This is a genomic window from Bacillus sp. 3a, assembly GCF_017161885.1.
GTDB classification, from domain to species: domain Bacteria; phylum Bacillota; class Bacilli; order Bacillales; family Bacillaceae; genus Bacillus; species Bacillus safensis.
Genome location: NZ_CP067376.1, coordinates 128,476 through 146,348 on the forward strand (window position 1 = coordinate 128,476; position 17,873 = coordinate 146,348).

A 17,873-nucleotide genomic window follows, 5' to 3' on the forward strand; every position below is an offset into this window, starting at 1 on the left:
GAAAAAAAGTCTACCCTCAACGGTAGACTTTTTTTATTTCGAATATAAATCCCAGCCAAGCTTGAGTGTGTCCACAATATAATTGGCGACTTCCTCAGCCTCTAAATGATCTGTTTCCACTCTTGAGTTATGAAGAGAATAAATCTCCCGGCGCTCTTCAAACAGCTCTTTCATCTCATCAAGCGTCCGGTTGTGAAGAACAGGGCGGTTTTCGATTAAAATATCAAGCCGCTGCTTCCAATTCTCCCACGATAGATCAAGGAAAAGAACGGTACAATGCTTCAAGCAGGCGCGTTTGATTTCTTCCTGTTTGAATGCACCGCCTCCAAGGGAAACGATCTTGAGCTGTGTATGTTCACATAAATCGACGATATAATCCTTTTCAGCCTGCCTGAAGAATGCTTCTCCTTTTTGCTGAAACATCTCTGGAATCGTCATGTTGTACTTTTTCTCAATCTCCTGATCGACATCAATAAAATCTCTATATAGCTTTTTGGCAACCAGCTGCCCAATGGTTGTTTTCCCAACACCCATAAAGCCAATGAGGACAATATTCCGCTGTCTTACAGGAATTTCTCTATTGATTTTCATGGTCGTGACACGTCCTCCCTACGACAAGGAATGCTACATAATGTTTCTATTATATGATAAATGGAGCGCGAAAAGATAGGCAATCTTAAAAATTGTGTTTGACGACGTAGCCGAGCTGTTCAGAAAGCCGCTGTGCCTGTTCTTTCACTTTTTGCTGCAACTGAGGAATGACTTCTTCAGTAAACCGATGGGTTGGACCAGATATGGATAAACAGGCTTTCACTTCACCATGAATGTTAAAGATTGGTGCCGCTACTGCCGCAGATCCTACCTCGCGTTCATCGATGCTGCAAGAAGTATATGTGTCAAGAATATGTTTACGTTCCTTTTGCCAGTCACCCTTCATCACATGATCAGCCTCATACGCTAATACTTTTTGTTGAAATTCTTCACTTTGAAATGCCAATAATACCTTTCCGCCTGCACCTGCGTACAATGGCAGCTTTTCACCAATCTTGACAAGATGCCGAATCGATTGCAGCCCTTCCGCTTGTTCAATACAAACCCTGCTTGTTGAATCCAGTACATACAGGTTGACGGTTTCCTTTGTTTCATCACGAAGTGAGTACATGAGTGGCTTAGCCAGTTCCCTCAATTTAATGGACTTCCCTGCAATGTATCCGAGGAGATAAAGCCTTTGACCCAATCGGTATTTCATTGTTTCTTGATTCTTCTCCACAAAATGATTCATTTCAAGTGCCTTGAGCAGTCTCGTTGTCGTAGACATTGCTAAATTCATCTCTTTTGAAATATCCGTTAGCGTCAGCTCTTGACGTTCTTCACTAAAACAATAAAGAATATCCAAAGCACGCTGAACTGTACGCAGTCCTGATTCTTCTTTTGACTTTTTATCAGCCATATTCACTTTCTCCTTTTCCCCTTTGATTTCTTATCGACATCAACGATCGATTTTGCTATAATCCATTTTAAACGTTCCATTAAAAGAAAACAAATTCCACCAGACGGAATAAAATCAATTGAAGATATTTGATGGAGGAGATATTTGAATGTACCTGCTCTTTTTTACACTGCTTATCAGTCTATATATAGTTCATCAACTATTTCCTGCTCCCATACTCTCCTATTTTGTTGGTCTGCTGGCCGCTGCTTCGCTCACCATTTCTTTTAAGAAAGCAAGCGGGCTTTATTTGAAAACAGGTGCTGTATTTCTCATCATTGGGTTGTTCTTATTCTTCTTATCCGGCCAGCCATTGCACACGTTTTTTCTTCACTTTCATTCCATGCTGGGCTTGCTTTCTCTCTTTTTCATGCTGCCTTTTATTCATTCTCTCATACATGTTGGACATTTCGATACACAATTAAATAAACTGCTCACACTGCATACAACGAGCTCAAATCAGCTTTATCGCAAGAGTTCATTTGTCACTCATATACTCGGCATGTTTTTAAATATCGCGACGATTCCCTTACTCTATACATCGCTCAAACCGTCGCTTGAATCCCTAAAAGAACAAGTGAAACAACATCTTTATACACGCAACCTCTTAAGGTCATATGCATTATGTTTAAGCTGGAGTCCTGTTGAAGTGCTGGTAAGCGTCACCATTGATGCAACCAAACTAAAATATTATCAAATTGCACCTATTACTTTTGGTTTAATGGTCGTTGTGCTGGCGATAGATTGGATGCTTTTTTCTCGTCAAAGCAAACGATTACCAAACATCATTCAGTCTTCAGAAACAAACGCCAATCCTCATCGAATTAAGCGAAAAACCCTTCAGCTCGCTTTCATGCTGCTGGGTTTTATGACAGTCGTCTCACTTGTCGATGCATGGATTGGGAAAGGCTATTTATTCGCTGTAGTACTGACGATTATTCCATTTGCTCTATTATTCTCTTCTGTTATCAAAAAAAGAAAACAATATATCGCTGTCTCTGTGCCTCATTGGAAAGAAAGAACCCGTCAGCTCTCCAACTATATGTGTCTATTTTTAAGTGCAGGCTTCTTTGTTGATATGCTCCTTGCGACAAACAGTATGCAGCCGATTCAAGCATTTATTGTCAGTATATCAGACCATGCCATTTGGGTTTATTGTGTCATTGGGTTGTATTTTCTGATCACCGCCCTTTGCGGTTTTCACCCGCTCGTCTCACTTGCTTTGTTAGTCAGCATGATGGCACCAGTCTTCCATGAACTGCCTGCTCTTCCCATTGCCATCATGCTGATCGTTGCTGGCACATCAACTGTTATGTTTAGTCCTTTTAATGTTTCTGTCTCCCTATTAGCTGATTTGATGAAGGTCAATCCTTACCGTATCACTCGCTGGAATATATGGTTTGCCAGCCTTTATATCAGCATGGGTATCGCATGTGCAGCGATCATCACCGTTATCTTTTATACATAAAAAAGAGAACTCATCCTTGAGTTCTCTTTTGCTTTCTCTCTATGGCTTTAATTGAATACGTTCAATTTTACCTACGATAAAGATGTACGACAATGCCCCGCCTAAAGCGACTAAACTGACGAATAAAATGCCTCCATTGTAAGAGCCTGTCGCCGACACGATGAATCCGATAATCAGCGGAGTGATGATCCCAGCTAAATTAGCAAAAAAGTTAAATACGCCGCCAGCCAGCCCCACCATTTCCCGCGGTGCCACCTCAGACAGCATCGTCCAAGAGATATTAGACAGTCCTTGCGCAAATGAAGCGATGGATAAAATGGTCAGCACAAGCGGGATATTTGTTGTAAAGTTTGCTAAAACAATGGTACTCGTCATCAGCAAGCCAACCACTACTGGCAGCTTTCTCGCTACATTCACTGATACGCCCTTTTTAAGCAGCCAATCAGACACATAACCTCCAAACAAGACCCCAAAGAATGCAGCAATATAAGGAAGAGACGCAGCAAAACCTACCTTGAGAAACGCCATATTTTTCGCCTCTGCCAAATAGGTCGGAAACCATGTTAAAAAGAAAAAAAGGGTAGACGCAACAGAGAATTGGCCAATATAAAGCCCGATCAATTTACGATATTTTAGAAGGGCGGCAAAGTCTGCCCATTTCAGCTTCTCCTGTGATGCGACTGTCAGCCCATCGCCTTGCCGGATTAATTCTAACTCATCCTCATTTATCTTCGGATGCTCTTTCGGTTCGTGATAATACTTGTACCAAAAGAAAGCAAATATGATACCGAGCGCACCTGCTGTAATGAAGACGGTTCTCCAATCGAAAGTCGTCATGATCCAAAATAGAAGAGGTGTCGCAAATGCAAGACCCACATACTCTCCAGCAGTATAAACACCTGTTGCAAAAGCCCGTTCCCGCCTTGGAAACCATGTGGTGACAATACGGTTATTTGCAGGAAAAGCGGGAGATTCTGTAATCCCAATAAACAAACGGCAGCCGAATAAAAAGGCAAAGCTGTTCGCAAACGCCTGTAAGCCTGTGAAAATAGACCAAGTAACAAGTGATATCCCATACGTTACCTTTGAGCCAAATTTATCGAGAATAAAACCGCCTGGTATTTGCATCGCTGTATATGTCCAGCTAAATGCTGAAAAAATCAAGCCTAATAAGGCAGGATTTAATTGCAATGAAGATTGAATTGCAGGAGCAACAATGGATACACTGGCTCGATCAATATAATTAATAGCGGTAATAAAAAACAACAGAATCAATATGCCAAAACGGGCTTTCGTTGGTTTCACATATGCGGGCTGCAATTCATTCCCCTTCAGTTCTGAATGCACTTTCATAACCATCCTCCTTTGTTTCCGCAGCGTGCGGTTCGGTTGAGCGTATTAAATTACCCCTTTTTCTTCTAACTGCTTACACTCTTCTTCTGTTAAGCCAAGCATATTTGTTAAAATTTCATAATTATGTTCGCCTAAATCAGGTGCAATGTGACGGATACTTCCAGGTGTTTTTTCAAACTTCGGAATGATCCCAGGCACCTTCACTTTTCCAAGACGAGGGTGATGCACCTCGACGATATTCTCTCGTGCTTTAAATTGCGGATGCTCAAAAATATCCCGAATACTTAAGATTGGGCTCACAGGAACACCATGTGTATCTAAAATTTCTAATACATCATCCCTTGTTTTCGACGCGATCCATTCAGAGACGATCGCATCCATTTCTTTGTTATGCTTCAGCCTGGATGCATTGACCGCGAATTTTTCATTCTCTAGTAAATCTAATCGATTCATCGCCTCTGCCAATCGATTGAAGGTCGAATCTGTACTCGTCACAAGAACCAAATAATGACCATCCTTTGTCTCATAGGTGCCGGCAGGGCTTGAATGTCCACTCAACCCCGGTGAACGCTCACGCACCTTCCCAAGCTTGTCATATTCTGCAACCAAAAACTCTAACATACGAAACACAGATTCATAGAGGGCCAAATCCACCATTTGCCCAGTTCCTTCTGGATGTGTATCCCTGTAATACATCGCTGTCACAGTAGCAAACGCCACATAGATGCCAGCAATATAATCAGTGAGAGAAAAGGAAGGGCTGACTGGATGCCGGTCTGGAAACCCTTGAATATATGTAAAGCCGCTAAACGCCGTCGCTGGTGTTCCAAATCCGGCTTTGTCCTTAAACGGGCCCGTTTGACCATAACCTGATACACGAATCATAATTAAACGAGGGTTGATTTCTTTTAACACATCGTACCCAACGCCCCATTTTTCGAGGGTGCCAGGGCGGAAATTTTCAATCAGCACATCGACCTGACCCGCAAGCTTTTTAAAAATGTCTTTTGCTTCGTCTTTGTGCAGATCCAGTGTAAGGGATTTCTTATTCCGTGAGAGACCAGACCATCTAAGTGGTTCCCCATCTGCAAAAGGACCGACATGCCGCAGCGTATCGCCTTTGCCAGGAATCTCAACTTTGATGACCTCTGCTCCAAAATCCCCTAGAAGCACCGCGCCATAGGGTGCAGCAATCATCGTAGAGACGTCTAATATTTTTATTCCTTCGAGCGGTGTGTTCATATTCATTGCTTGACTCCCTTTCATTCAAGTGATGAAGGGCTAAAATCATTCCTAATTTTAGCCCTTTTCATCTTTCTGATTGACCCGGAAAGCCCTGATGATTCAAAAAGAGGGCTTACCGGTACAGTTGTTTAATCCTTCGGAAGCTGCCCTTGCGGTGTGTAGAGCCAAATGAGCCATAAAGGTTCATCTCCTGTATTGACATGCTGGTGCGGGACACCGTCAGGAATGAACATAAAATCATTTTGTTTAAAGGACTGCCTTTCTCCATCACAAATGACTTCGCCAGATCCTTTAATCACAAAATCAAATTCCTCTGAACCCGGGTGATTGTGCACTGAACTTGCTTCCCCTGGTTCAAAAATGGTGAGACCCGCCATCATATGTTCTGAACCAACTGTATCCGGTGTAATGGTTTGAAATACCTTTCGAACCATTTGCTCCTCTGGACGATCTAAGCCTAACCATAATGGGTTCCCATCTTGAAACGGATTCAATACTTTAATTTTCATTGTTAATTCCTCCCTCGTTCTGATTAATTCACGCTGACATGTGAGCGCTTTGAATTTGGTGAATAAATGTCATTAATATTCCAATGTCCATCCGTAGGAACAGGATCATTTTTCATTGCGACATCAATAACGCAAGGCTCCTGAGAAGCAATGGCTTCAGCTAAAGCTTCTTTGAATTCAGAAGCAGAGGTGATTTTAATCCCCTTCATTCCATAACCTCTCGCAATGGCAGCAAAATCTGGTGAATAGCTTTCTCCATCTTTTCTGAAAACAGTGCCGTACGTCGTTTCATAGTGCGCCATTTGCAAGCCGGCTATTGTGCCAAATGCACTGTTATTCATCACAATCCACACAACAGGAATGTTCTCTTCAACGGCTGTTGCGAGAACGGATGGATTTTGACCGAAGCCGCCGTCTCCAACGAGTGACACAACAACACGGTCAGGCTGGGCAATCTTCGCCCCAAGTGCGGCAGGGGCTCCAAATCCCATCGTTGCAAAGCCGCCTGGCGTTAAAATGGTTCCTGGCGTCAACACTGGAAATTGCTGTCCGACCCCATTTTTGTTCCAGCCAACATCCGTTGTAATAAACGCATCTGGCGGCAATACTTCCCGCACTTCCTGCAAAATACGCTGCGGCTTCATTGGGAAGGATTCATCTTGAATATTCGTCAGATTGCTAGCGTGAAAATCCTTACGATATGCCGCAATTTCCTTTTTCAATTCAGGACGATTCAGTCCTTTTGGCAGCCTTTCTCTCGCCACTCGATTGAGTACAGTCAAGGCTTGCTTAAGATCGGCTACTGCTCCAATTTCAACAGGATAGTTACGTCCAATTTCATTCGGGTCAATGTCAATATGAATGAGCTTGGTTGATGGGAAGCGGAACGTATAATCTGATTCCCACGAGCTCGCATCAGCTTCAGCAAAACGAGTGCCTAAAGCCAATATATAATCCGCCTCTTTGCACTGATCATTGATAAATTTCGTCCCCCAAAATCCTGTCATTCCAAGGGTCATTGGGTGATCATCCGGCATGGCTCCTTTCCCCATTAAAGAATGGGCGACAGGAATACTTAGATGGTCAGAAAATGCCTTTAATTCTTCAGCTGCATCAGCTAATAAAATGCCTCCCCCTACATATAAGAGCGGCCTTTCTGCCTGCAGCAATCGATCTAATATCCGATTGGCCGTTTGATCATCAATAGAAGGTTTTTCAATGGTGTGTGTATGATGGTTGATTTGTTCAAACAGGGACACATCTAGGTCTTTTGAGAACACATCCATTGGAACAGAAATAAGCACCGGGCCAGGACGGCCGCTTTCAGCTAACTGAAATGCTTTTGATAAAATCTCTGGAAATAATTCTGGAATATCGACTCGCCATGCTCTTTTCACAAACGGCCGGTAAATTTCGTATTGAGAGGCATCGGAATGAAGATTGATCTCTTGATGTGGGTGCTTTCCGTAATAATGACTTGGAACATCTCCTGCAATGACAACCATTGGAATGGAATCAAGTGCTGCATTCGCTACCCCTGTTGCGGCATTGGTGAGTCCAGGTCCTAGATGACTGAGAACAACAGCCGTCTGTTTCTTTGCCCGCGCATAACCATCTGCTGCATGTGCCGCTATCTGTTCATGTCTGACATTTACAAATTGAATCGAGCTTTTTTCAAGCGCTGATAAAAAAGCAATATTCGTATGACCGCAGAGACCGAAAATATGCTCGACTCCCCGATTTTCTAAGTACTGAATAACCTGTGTAGAAATATTCTTCTTCATGTTTCTCTCCTCTCACGGTGCAGCTATGAATCTGCTACTCACTTATTCTTTGAAAACACAATAGATAGAACATTGTTCAAATCCTGTATCGCCACTTGCCCGGGAGCTGAGCTTTCTTTCCCTACAGCAAAGGTCATCACAGAACCAAAAAGCCCGCCAATCATTCTTGTAAAAGCCCCGTATTCCGCCATTGCCATGGAAATAATGGGAATTGAGAGCTGCTTTTTCGCATGGCTGGTCGCCGAGAGCAGTGTTAATGCATCGTCATAGGAATGCGGCATCACTGCGATCTTTGCGATGTCGGCGCCGACTGATTCTGCATTGACGAATAGCTGCACGAGACGATCCACCTCAGGGGTGCGATCGAAATCGTGATACGACACAATCAAGGTAACGCCATGTCTTTTAGCAGCCTGACTGACTTGCTGTATATGTGTCACATCATGCATGAATTCATAATCAACGGCGTCCACAAGCTGTGTGGAACAAAGCTCGGCAAGCAGAGAAACCTTCTCAGATTCTGAGAGTGATATCCTTTCGCCTCCCTCCTTTTCAGAACGAATGGTGAATAAAAATGGGATGTCCTTTGCCTTTTCTACCATTCCCTTAAGGGTTTCTATCACTTGATCCTTGTCATGAAGGTGATGAAAAAAATCCGCCCGCCACTCGATCACATCAGGCTTCTTCTCTGTTAACACCTCGACCTCATGAAACAATTCTTCCTTTGTTTGTCCGATGAGCGGCGTACAAATCATTGGCTGACCGCCTTCCTGCACACTTTTTACCTTTTGCTGAAATGCATTCACATCCATACGCCCCTTTCACAGACCATTTGGAAGCACGACCATTTTGGTTTCGGTCATCTCCTCGATGGCGAAACGCGGACCTTCTCTTCCAAGGCCACTTCGTTTAATCCCGCCATAAGGCCAATGATCCAGTCTAAAATTCGATGTCCCATTGATGACAACCCCGCCAGCTTCAAGCTCTTTTGCTGCGTGTAATGCCACATCCAGCTGATTCGTAAAGATCCCTGCCTGCAAACCATATCGACTATCATTTGCTTCTTTAATTGCCTCCTCCAGCTCCTCATAAGGGAGAATGCTGACAACTGGGCCGAACACTTCCTCACAGACGACCTTGGCCTGTTTCGGAGGGTTTAGCAAAATAGCCGGTGTGATGCTCGCTCCATTTCTTTTCCCCCCGCATAAAAGCTGGGCACCCATGCTCTCTGCCTCTTGTATCCATGCCTCAACACGCTGTGCGGCCTGTACATCGACCATACAGCCGATATCACTCTCGCTGGACAGCGGATCTCCAACAACAAGCTGCTCTACTTTTTGTTTTAATACCTCAGTAAACGACGGCATCATTTCCTGGTGGACATAAATTCTTTGAACAGAAATACAGCTTTGACCGGAATTACTAAAGCCTGTTTTGGCACACATGGATGCGGCTTGTTCAATATCTGCATCGTGATGAACAATCGTCGCTCCATTCCCTCCGAGTTCGAGCAGTACCTTTTTTAATCCCGCAGAGGTTGTAATGTGTTCGCCTCCGGCAGCCCCGCCGGTAAAAGAGATGAGATTCGTTCTTTCATCAGTGACTAACTGTTTCCCGGCGTCGACTCCGCCAATCACAAGCTGCAAACCAGCCTCAGGAAATCCTGCTTCGAGAAGGAGTTCGACAAACGCTGTGGCAACAGCTGATGTTTGCGGTGCAGGCTTCAAAATGATGACATTCCCTCCCGCAAAGGCCGGACCGACTTTGTGACAAATTAAGTTGAGCGGTGCATTAAAAGGGGTAATCGCCAGCACAACTCCGACTGGTACTTTAAATGTCATGGCCATTGCTCCCTGTCCGCGCGATGATACATTGCCAGGAATGGTCTCACCTATTAATCGATTCGCTTCTTCCGCCGATTGCGCCAGCGTCTCGATTGATCGCGAAACTTCATCTCTTGTATTTTTAAGCGGTTTGCCTAATTCTAGCGAAATCAATTTTGCAAAATGGTCTTTTTGTTCTTCAAGCAAGGTGGCTGCTTTTGTTAGAAGCTTTGAGCGGTCGATTGCCGATATTCCCGCTATTTGTTTTTTAGCATGCTGCGCACTAGAAAGTGCCTGTTCTATGTCTTCTGATGAGGCGAGATAGGATGTACCGAGCCTTTCTCCTGAGTAAGGATTGATGATATCTGTTTTCACACGACCGATATCCAGCCACTCGCCGTTTATATATGACAACGCTTTTAAACCACTCAAATTTTTTCTCCCTCCTTCAAGTGCCGCGTTCCATGTCCTGCATAACGAACCAATCTTTCTTCATTCGGACAAGGTCCTTTCACGAGGGCTCCTTTTGTCAGCTCCTCATATGCATGCGCCACGATGCCCATTCCTCTGGACAAGGAAAAAATGCCTTTTGCTGCTTCTGCTGGAATGTTTAATTCACATTGGATGGCAGCAGATACACCATCTATATTCATCGTGATTTTCTTCCCTTTCAGTTGTTCAAGCTCATGCCTAATTGCTTCGGCTAACCGTAAATATGTGCCGCTGATAAGACCTTGCTGGACATATGTGTGACTCAGCTCATATAGACGTCTCACCCTCGGATCATCATCATGAAGCTGATGGCCGATTCCTGGGATTTTTTCCTTGCGATTTAACCATGTTTGGCACACTTGCTTTGCCGCAGACTGTATATCCTTTTGATCATCGTAGATCGCTTTGGCCTCGTATAGCATGCGCATGGCCTTCTCTCCGGCTCCGCCATGAATGTCACCTAATAGATTCACCCCTGTTGCAACAGAGGAATTAAACGAAATGCCGCAAGTCACCGCCATTCTAGCTGCTGCAATAGATGGCGCTCTTGGTCCATGATCCGCACCTGCGACAAGAACACTTTCAAAAAGAGCTGCTTTTGAATCATCCAATAATTCACCAACAAGCAGTAAATAGAGCATTTGTGGATACGACAATTCACCAATCAGTTCTTCAATCGGATACCCTCGTAGTTCAATTGAATTTTTTTGAATATGACTAATCTCAGTCTCCCACCAAGCGCCTCCCTCTTTGTAAATTTCCAGTGCACTTCGATTTTTCATTGCGTCAATCATTCCTTTAGCTTCTTATTTGGAGGTGAATCACCCTTTTATTCCATCCAGCGGAATATAATTTCACTTTTCGGAATGTGGTTTCATTGTAAGCGCATTCTTTTCGTTCGTCAATAATCTTTCTGAAAATACTGTCAATAGAAGAGAAATTAAGTGAATCGAACTAATTATTTTTTATTTTTTTGATCAAAAAAAGCAATATTTAGCTAAATTGACTTAAGTAGATCGTTCTACTAATTTAATGAATTTTTGGTTATTTTGTCAAACCCAATTGAAATTCGACATAAAAAAACCTCTCCATCTGGAGAGGTCTCTGATTATTGACAAAGGGCTAAAATGATCTTTATTTTAGCCTTTTGTCTTCTTTTTAGCGTGATAGAAAACCTTTGCAGTCTAGAAAGGACGAGCACCGGAACGGAACGAATTTGACATTCGTGAGTACCGGCGCACAGACCTGACAAAGAATGCGAGGGTTTGTCTACACGCTGAAACCTCTCCATCTTCTGGAGAGGTTTCTTTTTTATTTCCACCAGTCATCAAACATGGAAGCGGGTACTTGGCGTTTATGCTCTGATTGAACATAACGCTTTTCAATCGCTTCGGCGGCTTGATCTGACACTGGTTTTCCTTCTAAGTAATCATCAATTTCATTGTACGTAATGCCGAGTTCTGTTTCATCCGTTTGCTGAGGTTTATCATCCAGCAGATCGGCTGTTGGTTTCTTTAAATACAGGCGTTCCGGTGCTTCTAGGGCTTCTAAAAGCGCACGGCCTTGGCGTTTTGTCAAACCTGTGAGCGGGAGAACATCTGCACCGCCATCACCATACTTCGTGAAGAAGCCGGTTACTGCTTCAGCTGCATGATCTGTACCGATGACAAGCAATCCCTCCTCACCACCTACAGCATATTGCGCGATCATTCTCATGCGTGCTTTGACATTCCCTTTATTAAAGTCAGACAATGGGCCGCCCGTTTCCTTTTGATATTGATCACTGAATGCTGACACGGCAGGTGCAATATCATATTTCCACGACTTGTCTGGCTGAATAAATGATAGGGCGAGCTGTGCATCATCTTCATCCTGCTGCACACCATGCGGAAGGCGTACCGCAATAAAGACCGCATCCTCTTTTCCTTCTTGACGAAGCTCACTGACAGCAAGCTGTGCAAGACGTCCGGCAAGCGTTGAATCCTGCCCGCCGCTAATGCCGAGTACGAATCCTTTTGCCCCGGTTTTTTTCAAGTATTCCTTTAGAAATCCAACCCGTTTTTCGATCTCCTGCTTTGGGTCAATTGAGGGCTGCACATGCAACTCTTGGCTGATCTTTTTCTGCAAACTCATACACTTTTCCTCCTAAGCATCCTCTACATGAAGAGAACAGGTTTTACTCACAATTCATTGATTTAACAACGTTTTTTGAATCTCCATTATACCATGTTTTCATCAAGAACATTTTGTTAGACGTTCCCCTATTTCTTAGATGATCAAACATTCACAAGTGAAAAAGACCACGTCTTTATGGACTGGTCCTTTTCATTTTTAATCAATTTCTACCCGTATAGATGTACAGCTTGATCCATTACACTTCCCAATATCAGCAGGACATGCGGACACGGCCACAATGAGGTCCATTTCAGCCCGCAGGCGAATGTAGTCACCTGGCAGCGATTTTGGCTCCTCCACAGACAGCTTTCCTTTTTCATCAATGACTGTATTCATAAAGGCGTTAAAAGGATAGTACATATCCTCCTTTGGAATTCCAAAGGGCTCAAAGGCAGTCCGCAAATTGTCGTAGCATGTATGCATGACCTCTAAGTGCGTCCGGCCGTATAAAAGCTGATACATCTCTTGCCGGCAGGCGGGCATGTATAAATCATGGCATTCTACTGTATCTTCAATGATCGTAAACATCGGTTTATATAAATTAGAATAAAGCTTATCGCCTTTTTTCACTTTAGACGAGAACAAACTGTCCATCGTCGCACCTTGGTCAAATTTTTCATAAAAATCTTTTTCATGATAGGCCATCACATCTGCTACTTGCTGGCCTTCGACATCAACCACTCGCATACATTGGCCTTTTCCTAAACGAAAGCCGAGTCTACCCTTTGGTAAAATGACGTGTTCTCCGTTCATCACATGCACTCCTTTCCATGACAGTATGCCCAAAATGTCCCCTTGATCATGTATAAAAAAAAGACGCGGTCACAAGCTAATGTCATGAAATAGAAAGGTGTTGCACTTGCATTGAAAGAAGAACAATCTTTATCTTGGTGGCAGCTTTCTCTCATCGGAGTCGGCTGTACAATTGGCACTGGGTTCTTCCTTGGTTCCAGCATCGCCATTACAAAATCCGGTTATTCCGTCTGCATCTCCTTTTTGCTTGCTGCGGCCGGAACGTATCTCGTCTTTAAACATTTAGCTGCGATGACAGCCGATAATCCTGATAAAGGGTCATTTTGTTCCTATGCTCGTAAAGCATACGGACGCTGGGCAGGGTTTAGCAATGGCTGGGTGTATTGGTTTGCAGAAATGCTGATTACAGGAAGTCAGTTAACCGCCATTTCTCTGTTTACCCGCCACTGGTTTCCTTCTGTTCCGCTTTGGGTGTTTTCTGCGATTTATTCCGCTCTTGCCCTGCTCGTCATTATCATTGGGCTTTCTTCTTTTCAAAAGACAGAAAATGTTCTTGCGGTACTGAAAACAGCGGCGATTTTTCTATTTATGATTCTTGCGGTGCTTGTATTATTCGGCATTTTGACAGAACATAAACCGACCCTTCATCTGCCTAACAAGGATCACGAATGGATGCCTCTTGGTCCGCTTGGTCTTTGGAATGGATTGATTTATGCGTTTTATGCATTTGGGGGAATTGAAGTCATGGGGCTGATGGCGGTTCATTTAAAGGACCCGAAGGATGCGGCAAAAGCTGGACGTGTCATGCTGATCATTCTAGCGGTCATCTATATCGTCTCGATCGGACTTGCTCTCTTGCTTGTCCCAGTGACAGCTTTTAATGAGAACAGCAGTCCATTTATTACTTCATTAGAGCCGTTTCATTTATCGATCTTTCTTCATATCTTTAATGGCATTTTCATTATTGCTGGTTTTTCGACATTGGTTGCCTCTCTCTATGCGGTCACAACGCTGCTCGGCACAATGTCAGAGCATCAGGATGCACCTGCTTGTTTTAAACAAAAAGATCCTTCGCATGTGAGATGGTCTTCGATTATCTTAACTGCTGCTGGCTTAATTGTCTCGATTTTGCTTGCACTCTTTTTGTCCAAACACATCTACGAGCATCTCACAACAGCAGCCGGTCTTACCTTGCTGTACACATGGATTTTTATTCTGTTCTCAAGTAAAAAGCTATCCAAGCCATCCACCCGCCAAACGTGCGAAATGATTCTTGCGCTGCTCTTAATTGGAGCCGCTGTATCAGGCACATTAACAGAGGCAAGCGGACGACCTGGCTTTTTTATCAGCCTTGGGATCATTGCAGTGATTGCCATCATGGTGCTATTTATGAGGAAAAAGTGGAAGCAGGATCAGACCGCATCATAATTTCATCATGTTTTTTAATGCAGTAAATGGACATTTGGCGGAGGCTGGTTTCTCCGCCTCTTCATCTGGGAGAAAGTATTGCTTCCATTCATGATTGGTCGGGTCCCCGTACCATTTTAATGATGGGTGAACACTGACCTCATCATATGCTTTGAGCCGCTTGCGAACGAGCTGGCTCATTTTTTGTCCAAACTTGGTCGATCCATTCAATTTCTCAAACACCCATCTAGGCTGAAATGCCATCAAGAGATAAGGGAAGTGGCGGCTTTTTCTGAGTTTGTGAGCAGGAGTGGAACACAAAATAAAATACGCTTCCCCATGGAAGCAATACTCCCACTCATGATGATGAGTATCTAGCGAAATCTCCTCAGGCCACGGTTCTTCATCTTTATGATGCAGCCGTTGAAGCAGCGACCAAAACTGCTGCTCAAACTCTTCAAGCGAGCTTTCCTTTAAATCCTGCGGTGTTTCAAAAAAACAGATAAATGAAGCATATTGACCGGTTTCTTTCGCACAGCCTTGATATTCTCTCAGCAGCTGGGCTAATTCATCCACCGCTTCCTCTTCCCTCGGGTCACCAACAAACCCATAGCGTAAATGATCGAGAAAAAATCCCTGTCTTCCGGGTACACAAGGGAATGTATCGGCTTCATCTCCTACCATCTCGCCAAATTGTGTGAAAGCATCCTGCTTCCATTCTTCTAGTGATCGTAGATTTTGATCAAGGCAACTTTTCGCATACAGCTGGGCCATTTCCTTACACCTCGTTTTAGTGTCTTCTCCATAGCCTATGAGGTGCAAATGGCTGTGGTGACTGTCCTTCCACGACTTCCTAGCGTATGACAAGATGGGTTTCCTATGATCAGACTAGTGAAAGTTAATAGAGAGCCTTTCGTCATACCTACGATGGATTCTCCATCAAAAAGACGGAATCCAGCACCCAATAAATAAGGGCTGCGCAGAAGCTAAACAAATAGACTTTATAGCTGATGAACACAACAAGCCCATAATCAATCCATAAAGCCAAAGCCGAACAAACTACCCATGCCGCAATAAAATAAATCAATAAGTCACGGCTTCGAAAACCTCTTAGGATGCCGGTGTAAAACAAGCTGAATCGGTGCAGCAAAAATGACATAAGCGAGCAAAATGAACAGACTGGTCATCTCCACATAACTAAAGCCCACTTCAGGCGGCATGAATAAAAACGTATAAACGAACGTTGCTGTGATGACTGATAAAATCAACATACACACATAGTTGAATACTGGCAAAAGCATACGCATAGCAGAAGCTCCTTCAAACCATTTTCTATTCCACCATTATTCAAGAATGTGTTATGTCTGTCAATCCTTACAAAAAACAGACTGAATGTGTCAGTCTGTTTTTCTACCCAATCAACGCCATAATTCCTTGATACCCAAAATAGGCGCCGAAACCAAGTAAAGATAAACCTGCAAGAACGGATAAGCCATGTAAAACACGTTCACTTAAATAACGCCTGAACGAACTAGCAAGCAGCGCCATGCTGAAATCCCAGATCAGCATGCCGATAAAAATAGCCAAACTGTACATGAGCATTTGGGAAGCTCCATACTTTTCGATCGTATTGGCTAAGATGCTGCCATAGATGCCAAGCCAAAACAAAATACTGAGCGGATTAGATAAAGAAATGAAAAATCCGGTCATGAACGATTTGCCAATTGATGTGTTTTCGCTGTCCTTTTTCGGACTCTCCTGCAAATTGATTTTACGCAGACTTTCAATGCCGGTATAGGTCAAAACGAAAAAGCCGAACAGCCACAAAAAGGTTTTGACAAGAGGTGCAGTCAAAAGCTGGGCGACACCAAAATAGATGAGGAGCATATAGACAATATCCGCAGCCATAGCTCCCACACCAAAAATCCACGCATGCCAAAATCCACTTTTAATCCCTCTGTCGATTTGGGCTGCATTAACTGGCCCAACAGGCGCTGAAAGTGACAACCCTAAAAAGATATAACCAAAAAACACCGCCACATAGACGTCCTCCTTTTGATGCTGACTTGTACATGTTATTCAAACTTTCTGCGTTTTAGTACAAGTCCATTGTCATCATTTCAGGTGGACTAGCCGTAGGGTCATTCGCTTAGCGGTCTGCTTTCAGTGCCGACTGCTGCGCGTGTACCGTTTCTTTTTTCTTAGAACGATTCATTTGAATTGCAGCTGCAAACAGAAGAACAGCTAAGAAGGCAAAGACAAAGACGGCACTTGCCGCTCCTGCCCATTCCAAACTAAATCCAATCAAAAAGGACAAGCAGGCTCCGCCTAAGCTCGCGGCTGCAATAAAATAACTCGTCGCCTCATCGATGGCATTTTCAATCATTAAGGCAGATGCTGTCAGTGCGATTGGGAACATGCCAGCTGCGCAAAGGCCGATGAAAAAGATGAGAATCAGCTGCGCGGTAATGTGGGTTGTCAGAGCGAATATCACAAGCAGCAGAATCATAAGTGATGCGCTTAGCTTTAAAAAACGCAGCGGATGCAGCTGATCAGCTTTTCTCGCAATCACGGTTCTGCCGATGACGATCGCTGTCCAGAAAGTAGAGACCGCAAAGAGGCCCCAATTTTCTCCCCCTTTTTCCAGCATGATCGACGGCAAAAAGTTCGCAAAGTTCGTTTCAATTCCTGCGTAGAAAAAGGCAAAGCAAATCATAATGACCACGATCATTCGATTATTTCGATCAACAAGTAAAGACGGTTTCCGCGTCCCCCCTGTGGAGGGAGCATCCATCTGTCCATGAGGCAGTTTGTTCATAAAAACCAGCCAGAGCATGAGGAAAAATGTCAGCGCACCCACCTGAAATAAAAACACATACTGCCATGTCTTTTCTGTGACAGTCAGCAGAATCACTAGCGGAAATAACAGCGCACCTAATCCAAAAAAGACCTCCATAATACTGATTCGCTTTGCACTATTAGCCATCGAAATGACATACGCACCGGCTGTTGTCTCAAGACTGCCAGCGCCGCTCCCAAGAAAAAAACCTGCCAGCACAAGCGTTGTCCAGCCCGGCACCAACAGCCCCAGCAGAAGTGAGCCGATCATCAGCAAAAGACCCATCGTCAGCACAGCGCCATAGCCTTTTTTTCTCACTAGAATGGGGGATAACAGAACACCAGTCAAAAAACCAATAAACTGAAAAAAAATTAAAGATGATAATTCCCCGGGGCCTTTATCGTAACTAGACAGCAAATAAGGTGTTAAGCTGCCAAAAAACACATGAATGGTCCCAATAAAAAAATAAAAGACACAGCCAAAATAAAATACCTTTTTCATCTTTTCACTTCCTCTAAAAAGGAGCGGAGTCATGA

17 protein-coding genes are annotated in these 17,873 nt (G+C 43.8%); 2 read left to right on the plus strand and 15 right to left on the minus strand.

The annotated features are described in order from the left end of the window. Window positions 1-33: 33 nt before the first annotated feature. Window positions 34-591 (minus strand): shikimate kinase, encoded by a 558-nt coding sequence (locus tag JJ692_RS00415; protein ID WP_003214270.1) that lies wholly within the window; start codon window positions 589-591, stop codon window positions 34-36. A gap of 85 nt (window positions 592-676) precedes the next feature. Then, window positions 677-1,450: an IclR family transcriptional regulator gene (locus JJ692_RS00420; RefSeq protein WP_149126016.1), complete on the minus strand. Its 774-nt coding sequence runs from the start codon at window positions 1,448-1,450 to the stop codon at window positions 677-679. A gap of 148 nt (window positions 1,451-1,598) precedes the next feature. Here JJ692_RS00420 and JJ692_RS00425 point away from each other — a divergent pair, with 148 nt between their 5' ends. Further along, the gene (locus JJ692_RS00425) at window positions 1,599-2,957 is read left to right on the plus strand and encodes a hypothetical protein (protein ID WP_206534115.1); all 1,359 of its coding nucleotides are present in this window, start codon (window positions 1,599-1,601) and stop codon (window positions 2,955-2,957) included. 39 nt (window positions 2,958-2,996) lie between these two features. Here JJ692_RS00425 and JJ692_RS00430 read toward each other — a convergent pair whose 3' ends face one another. The 9 genes from JJ692_RS00430 to JJ692_RS00470 form a co-directional block, all read right to left on the minus strand. Then, entirely contained in the window at window positions 2,997-4,310 is a 1,314-nt protein-coding gene (locus JJ692_RS00430) for an MFS transporter (protein ID WP_025092799.1), read from the minus strand. Window positions 4,311-4,355: 45 nt separating this feature from the next. After that, a complete protein-coding gene (locus JJ692_RS00435; RefSeq protein WP_024427254.1) occupies window positions 4,356-5,558 on the minus strand; it encodes a CaiB/BaiF CoA transferase family protein in 1,203 nt (400 codons plus the stop codon). A 125-nt stretch (window positions 5,559-5,683) separates the two neighbouring features. Further along, window positions 5,684-6,064 carry a cupin domain-containing protein gene (locus JJ692_RS00440; protein ID WP_024424330.1) on the minus strand — a complete coding sequence of 127 codons (381 nt, stop codon included), beginning with the start codon at window positions 6,062-6,064 and terminating at the stop codon, window positions 5,684-5,686. Window positions 6,065-6,087: 23 nt separating this feature from the next. Beyond that, a complete protein-coding gene (locus JJ692_RS00445; protein ID WP_133744725.1) occupies window positions 6,088-7,848 on the minus strand; it encodes a thiamine pyrophosphate-binding protein in 1,761 nt (586 codons plus the stop codon). A 38-nt stretch (window positions 7,849-7,886) separates the two neighbouring features. Beyond that, window positions 7,887-8,660, minus strand: coding sequence for a type I 3-dehydroquinate dehydratase (gene aroD, locus JJ692_RS00450; protein WP_133744724.1), 774 nt, complete (start codon window positions 8,658-8,660; stop codon window positions 7,887-7,889). Window positions 8,661-8,669: 9 nt separating this feature from the next. Continuing rightward, the gene (locus tag JJ692_RS00455; RefSeq protein ID WP_133744723.1) at window positions 8,670-10,103 is read right to left on the minus strand and encodes an aldehyde dehydrogenase family protein; all 1,434 of its coding nucleotides are present in this window, start codon (window positions 10,101-10,103) and stop codon (window positions 8,670-8,672) included. Beyond that, window positions 10,100-10,957, minus strand: a complete 858-nt coding sequence (locus JJ692_RS00460; protein ID WP_080780825.1) for a citryl-CoA lyase — start codon at window positions 10,955-10,957, stop codon at window positions 10,100-10,102. Before JJ692_RS00460 ends, JJ692_RS00455 begins: the two co-directional genes overlap by 4 nt. Window positions 10,958-11,474: 517 nt before the next feature. Continuing rightward, the gene (nadE, locus tag JJ692_RS00465) at window positions 11,475-12,296 is read right to left on the minus strand and encodes an ammonia-dependent NAD(+) synthetase (RefSeq protein ID WP_024424335.1); all 822 of its coding nucleotides are present in this window, start codon (window positions 12,294-12,296) and stop codon (window positions 11,475-11,477) included. Between the two features lie 198 nt (window positions 12,297-12,494). Continuing rightward, entirely contained in the window at window positions 12,495-13,091 is a 597-nt protein-coding gene (locus JJ692_RS00470) for a DUF1989 domain-containing protein (protein WP_024424336.1), read from the minus strand. 111 nt (window positions 13,092-13,202) lie between these two features. Here JJ692_RS00470 and JJ692_RS00475 point away from each other — a divergent pair, with 111 nt between their 5' ends. Then, on the plus strand, window positions 13,203-14,519 hold the full coding sequence (locus JJ692_RS00475) for an amino acid permease (RefSeq protein WP_029706583.1): 1,317 nt from the start codon (window positions 13,203-13,205) through the stop codon (window positions 14,517-14,519). On the opposite strand, the gene JJ692_RS00480 is transcribed toward JJ692_RS00475, so the two are convergent. From JJ692_RS00480 to JJ692_RS00495, 4 genes are all read right to left on the minus strand, one after another. Beyond that, a complete protein-coding gene (locus JJ692_RS00480; protein WP_133744721.1) occupies window positions 14,514-15,272 on the minus strand; it encodes a YqcI/YcgG family protein in 759 nt (252 codons plus the stop codon). The two genes, JJ692_RS00475 and JJ692_RS00480, sit on opposite strands and share 6 nt — an antisense overlap. A 317-nt stretch (window positions 15,273-15,589) precedes the next feature. Further along, on the minus strand, window positions 15,590-15,805 hold the full coding sequence (locus tag JJ692_RS19225) for a hypothetical protein (protein WP_481747503.1): 216 nt from the start codon (window positions 15,803-15,805) through the stop codon (window positions 15,590-15,592). A 103-nt stretch (window positions 15,806-15,908) separates the two neighbouring features. Further along, window positions 15,909-16,538, minus strand: a complete 630-nt coding sequence (locus JJ692_RS00490; RefSeq protein WP_144472820.1) for a LysE family translocator — start codon at window positions 16,536-16,538, stop codon at window positions 15,909-15,911. A gap of 109 nt (window positions 16,539-16,647) precedes the next feature. Further along, entirely contained in the window at window positions 16,648-17,838 is a 1,191-nt protein-coding gene (locus JJ692_RS00495; protein ID WP_206534116.1) for an MFS transporter, read from the minus strand. Between the last annotated feature and the right edge of the window lie 35 nt (window positions 17,839-17,873).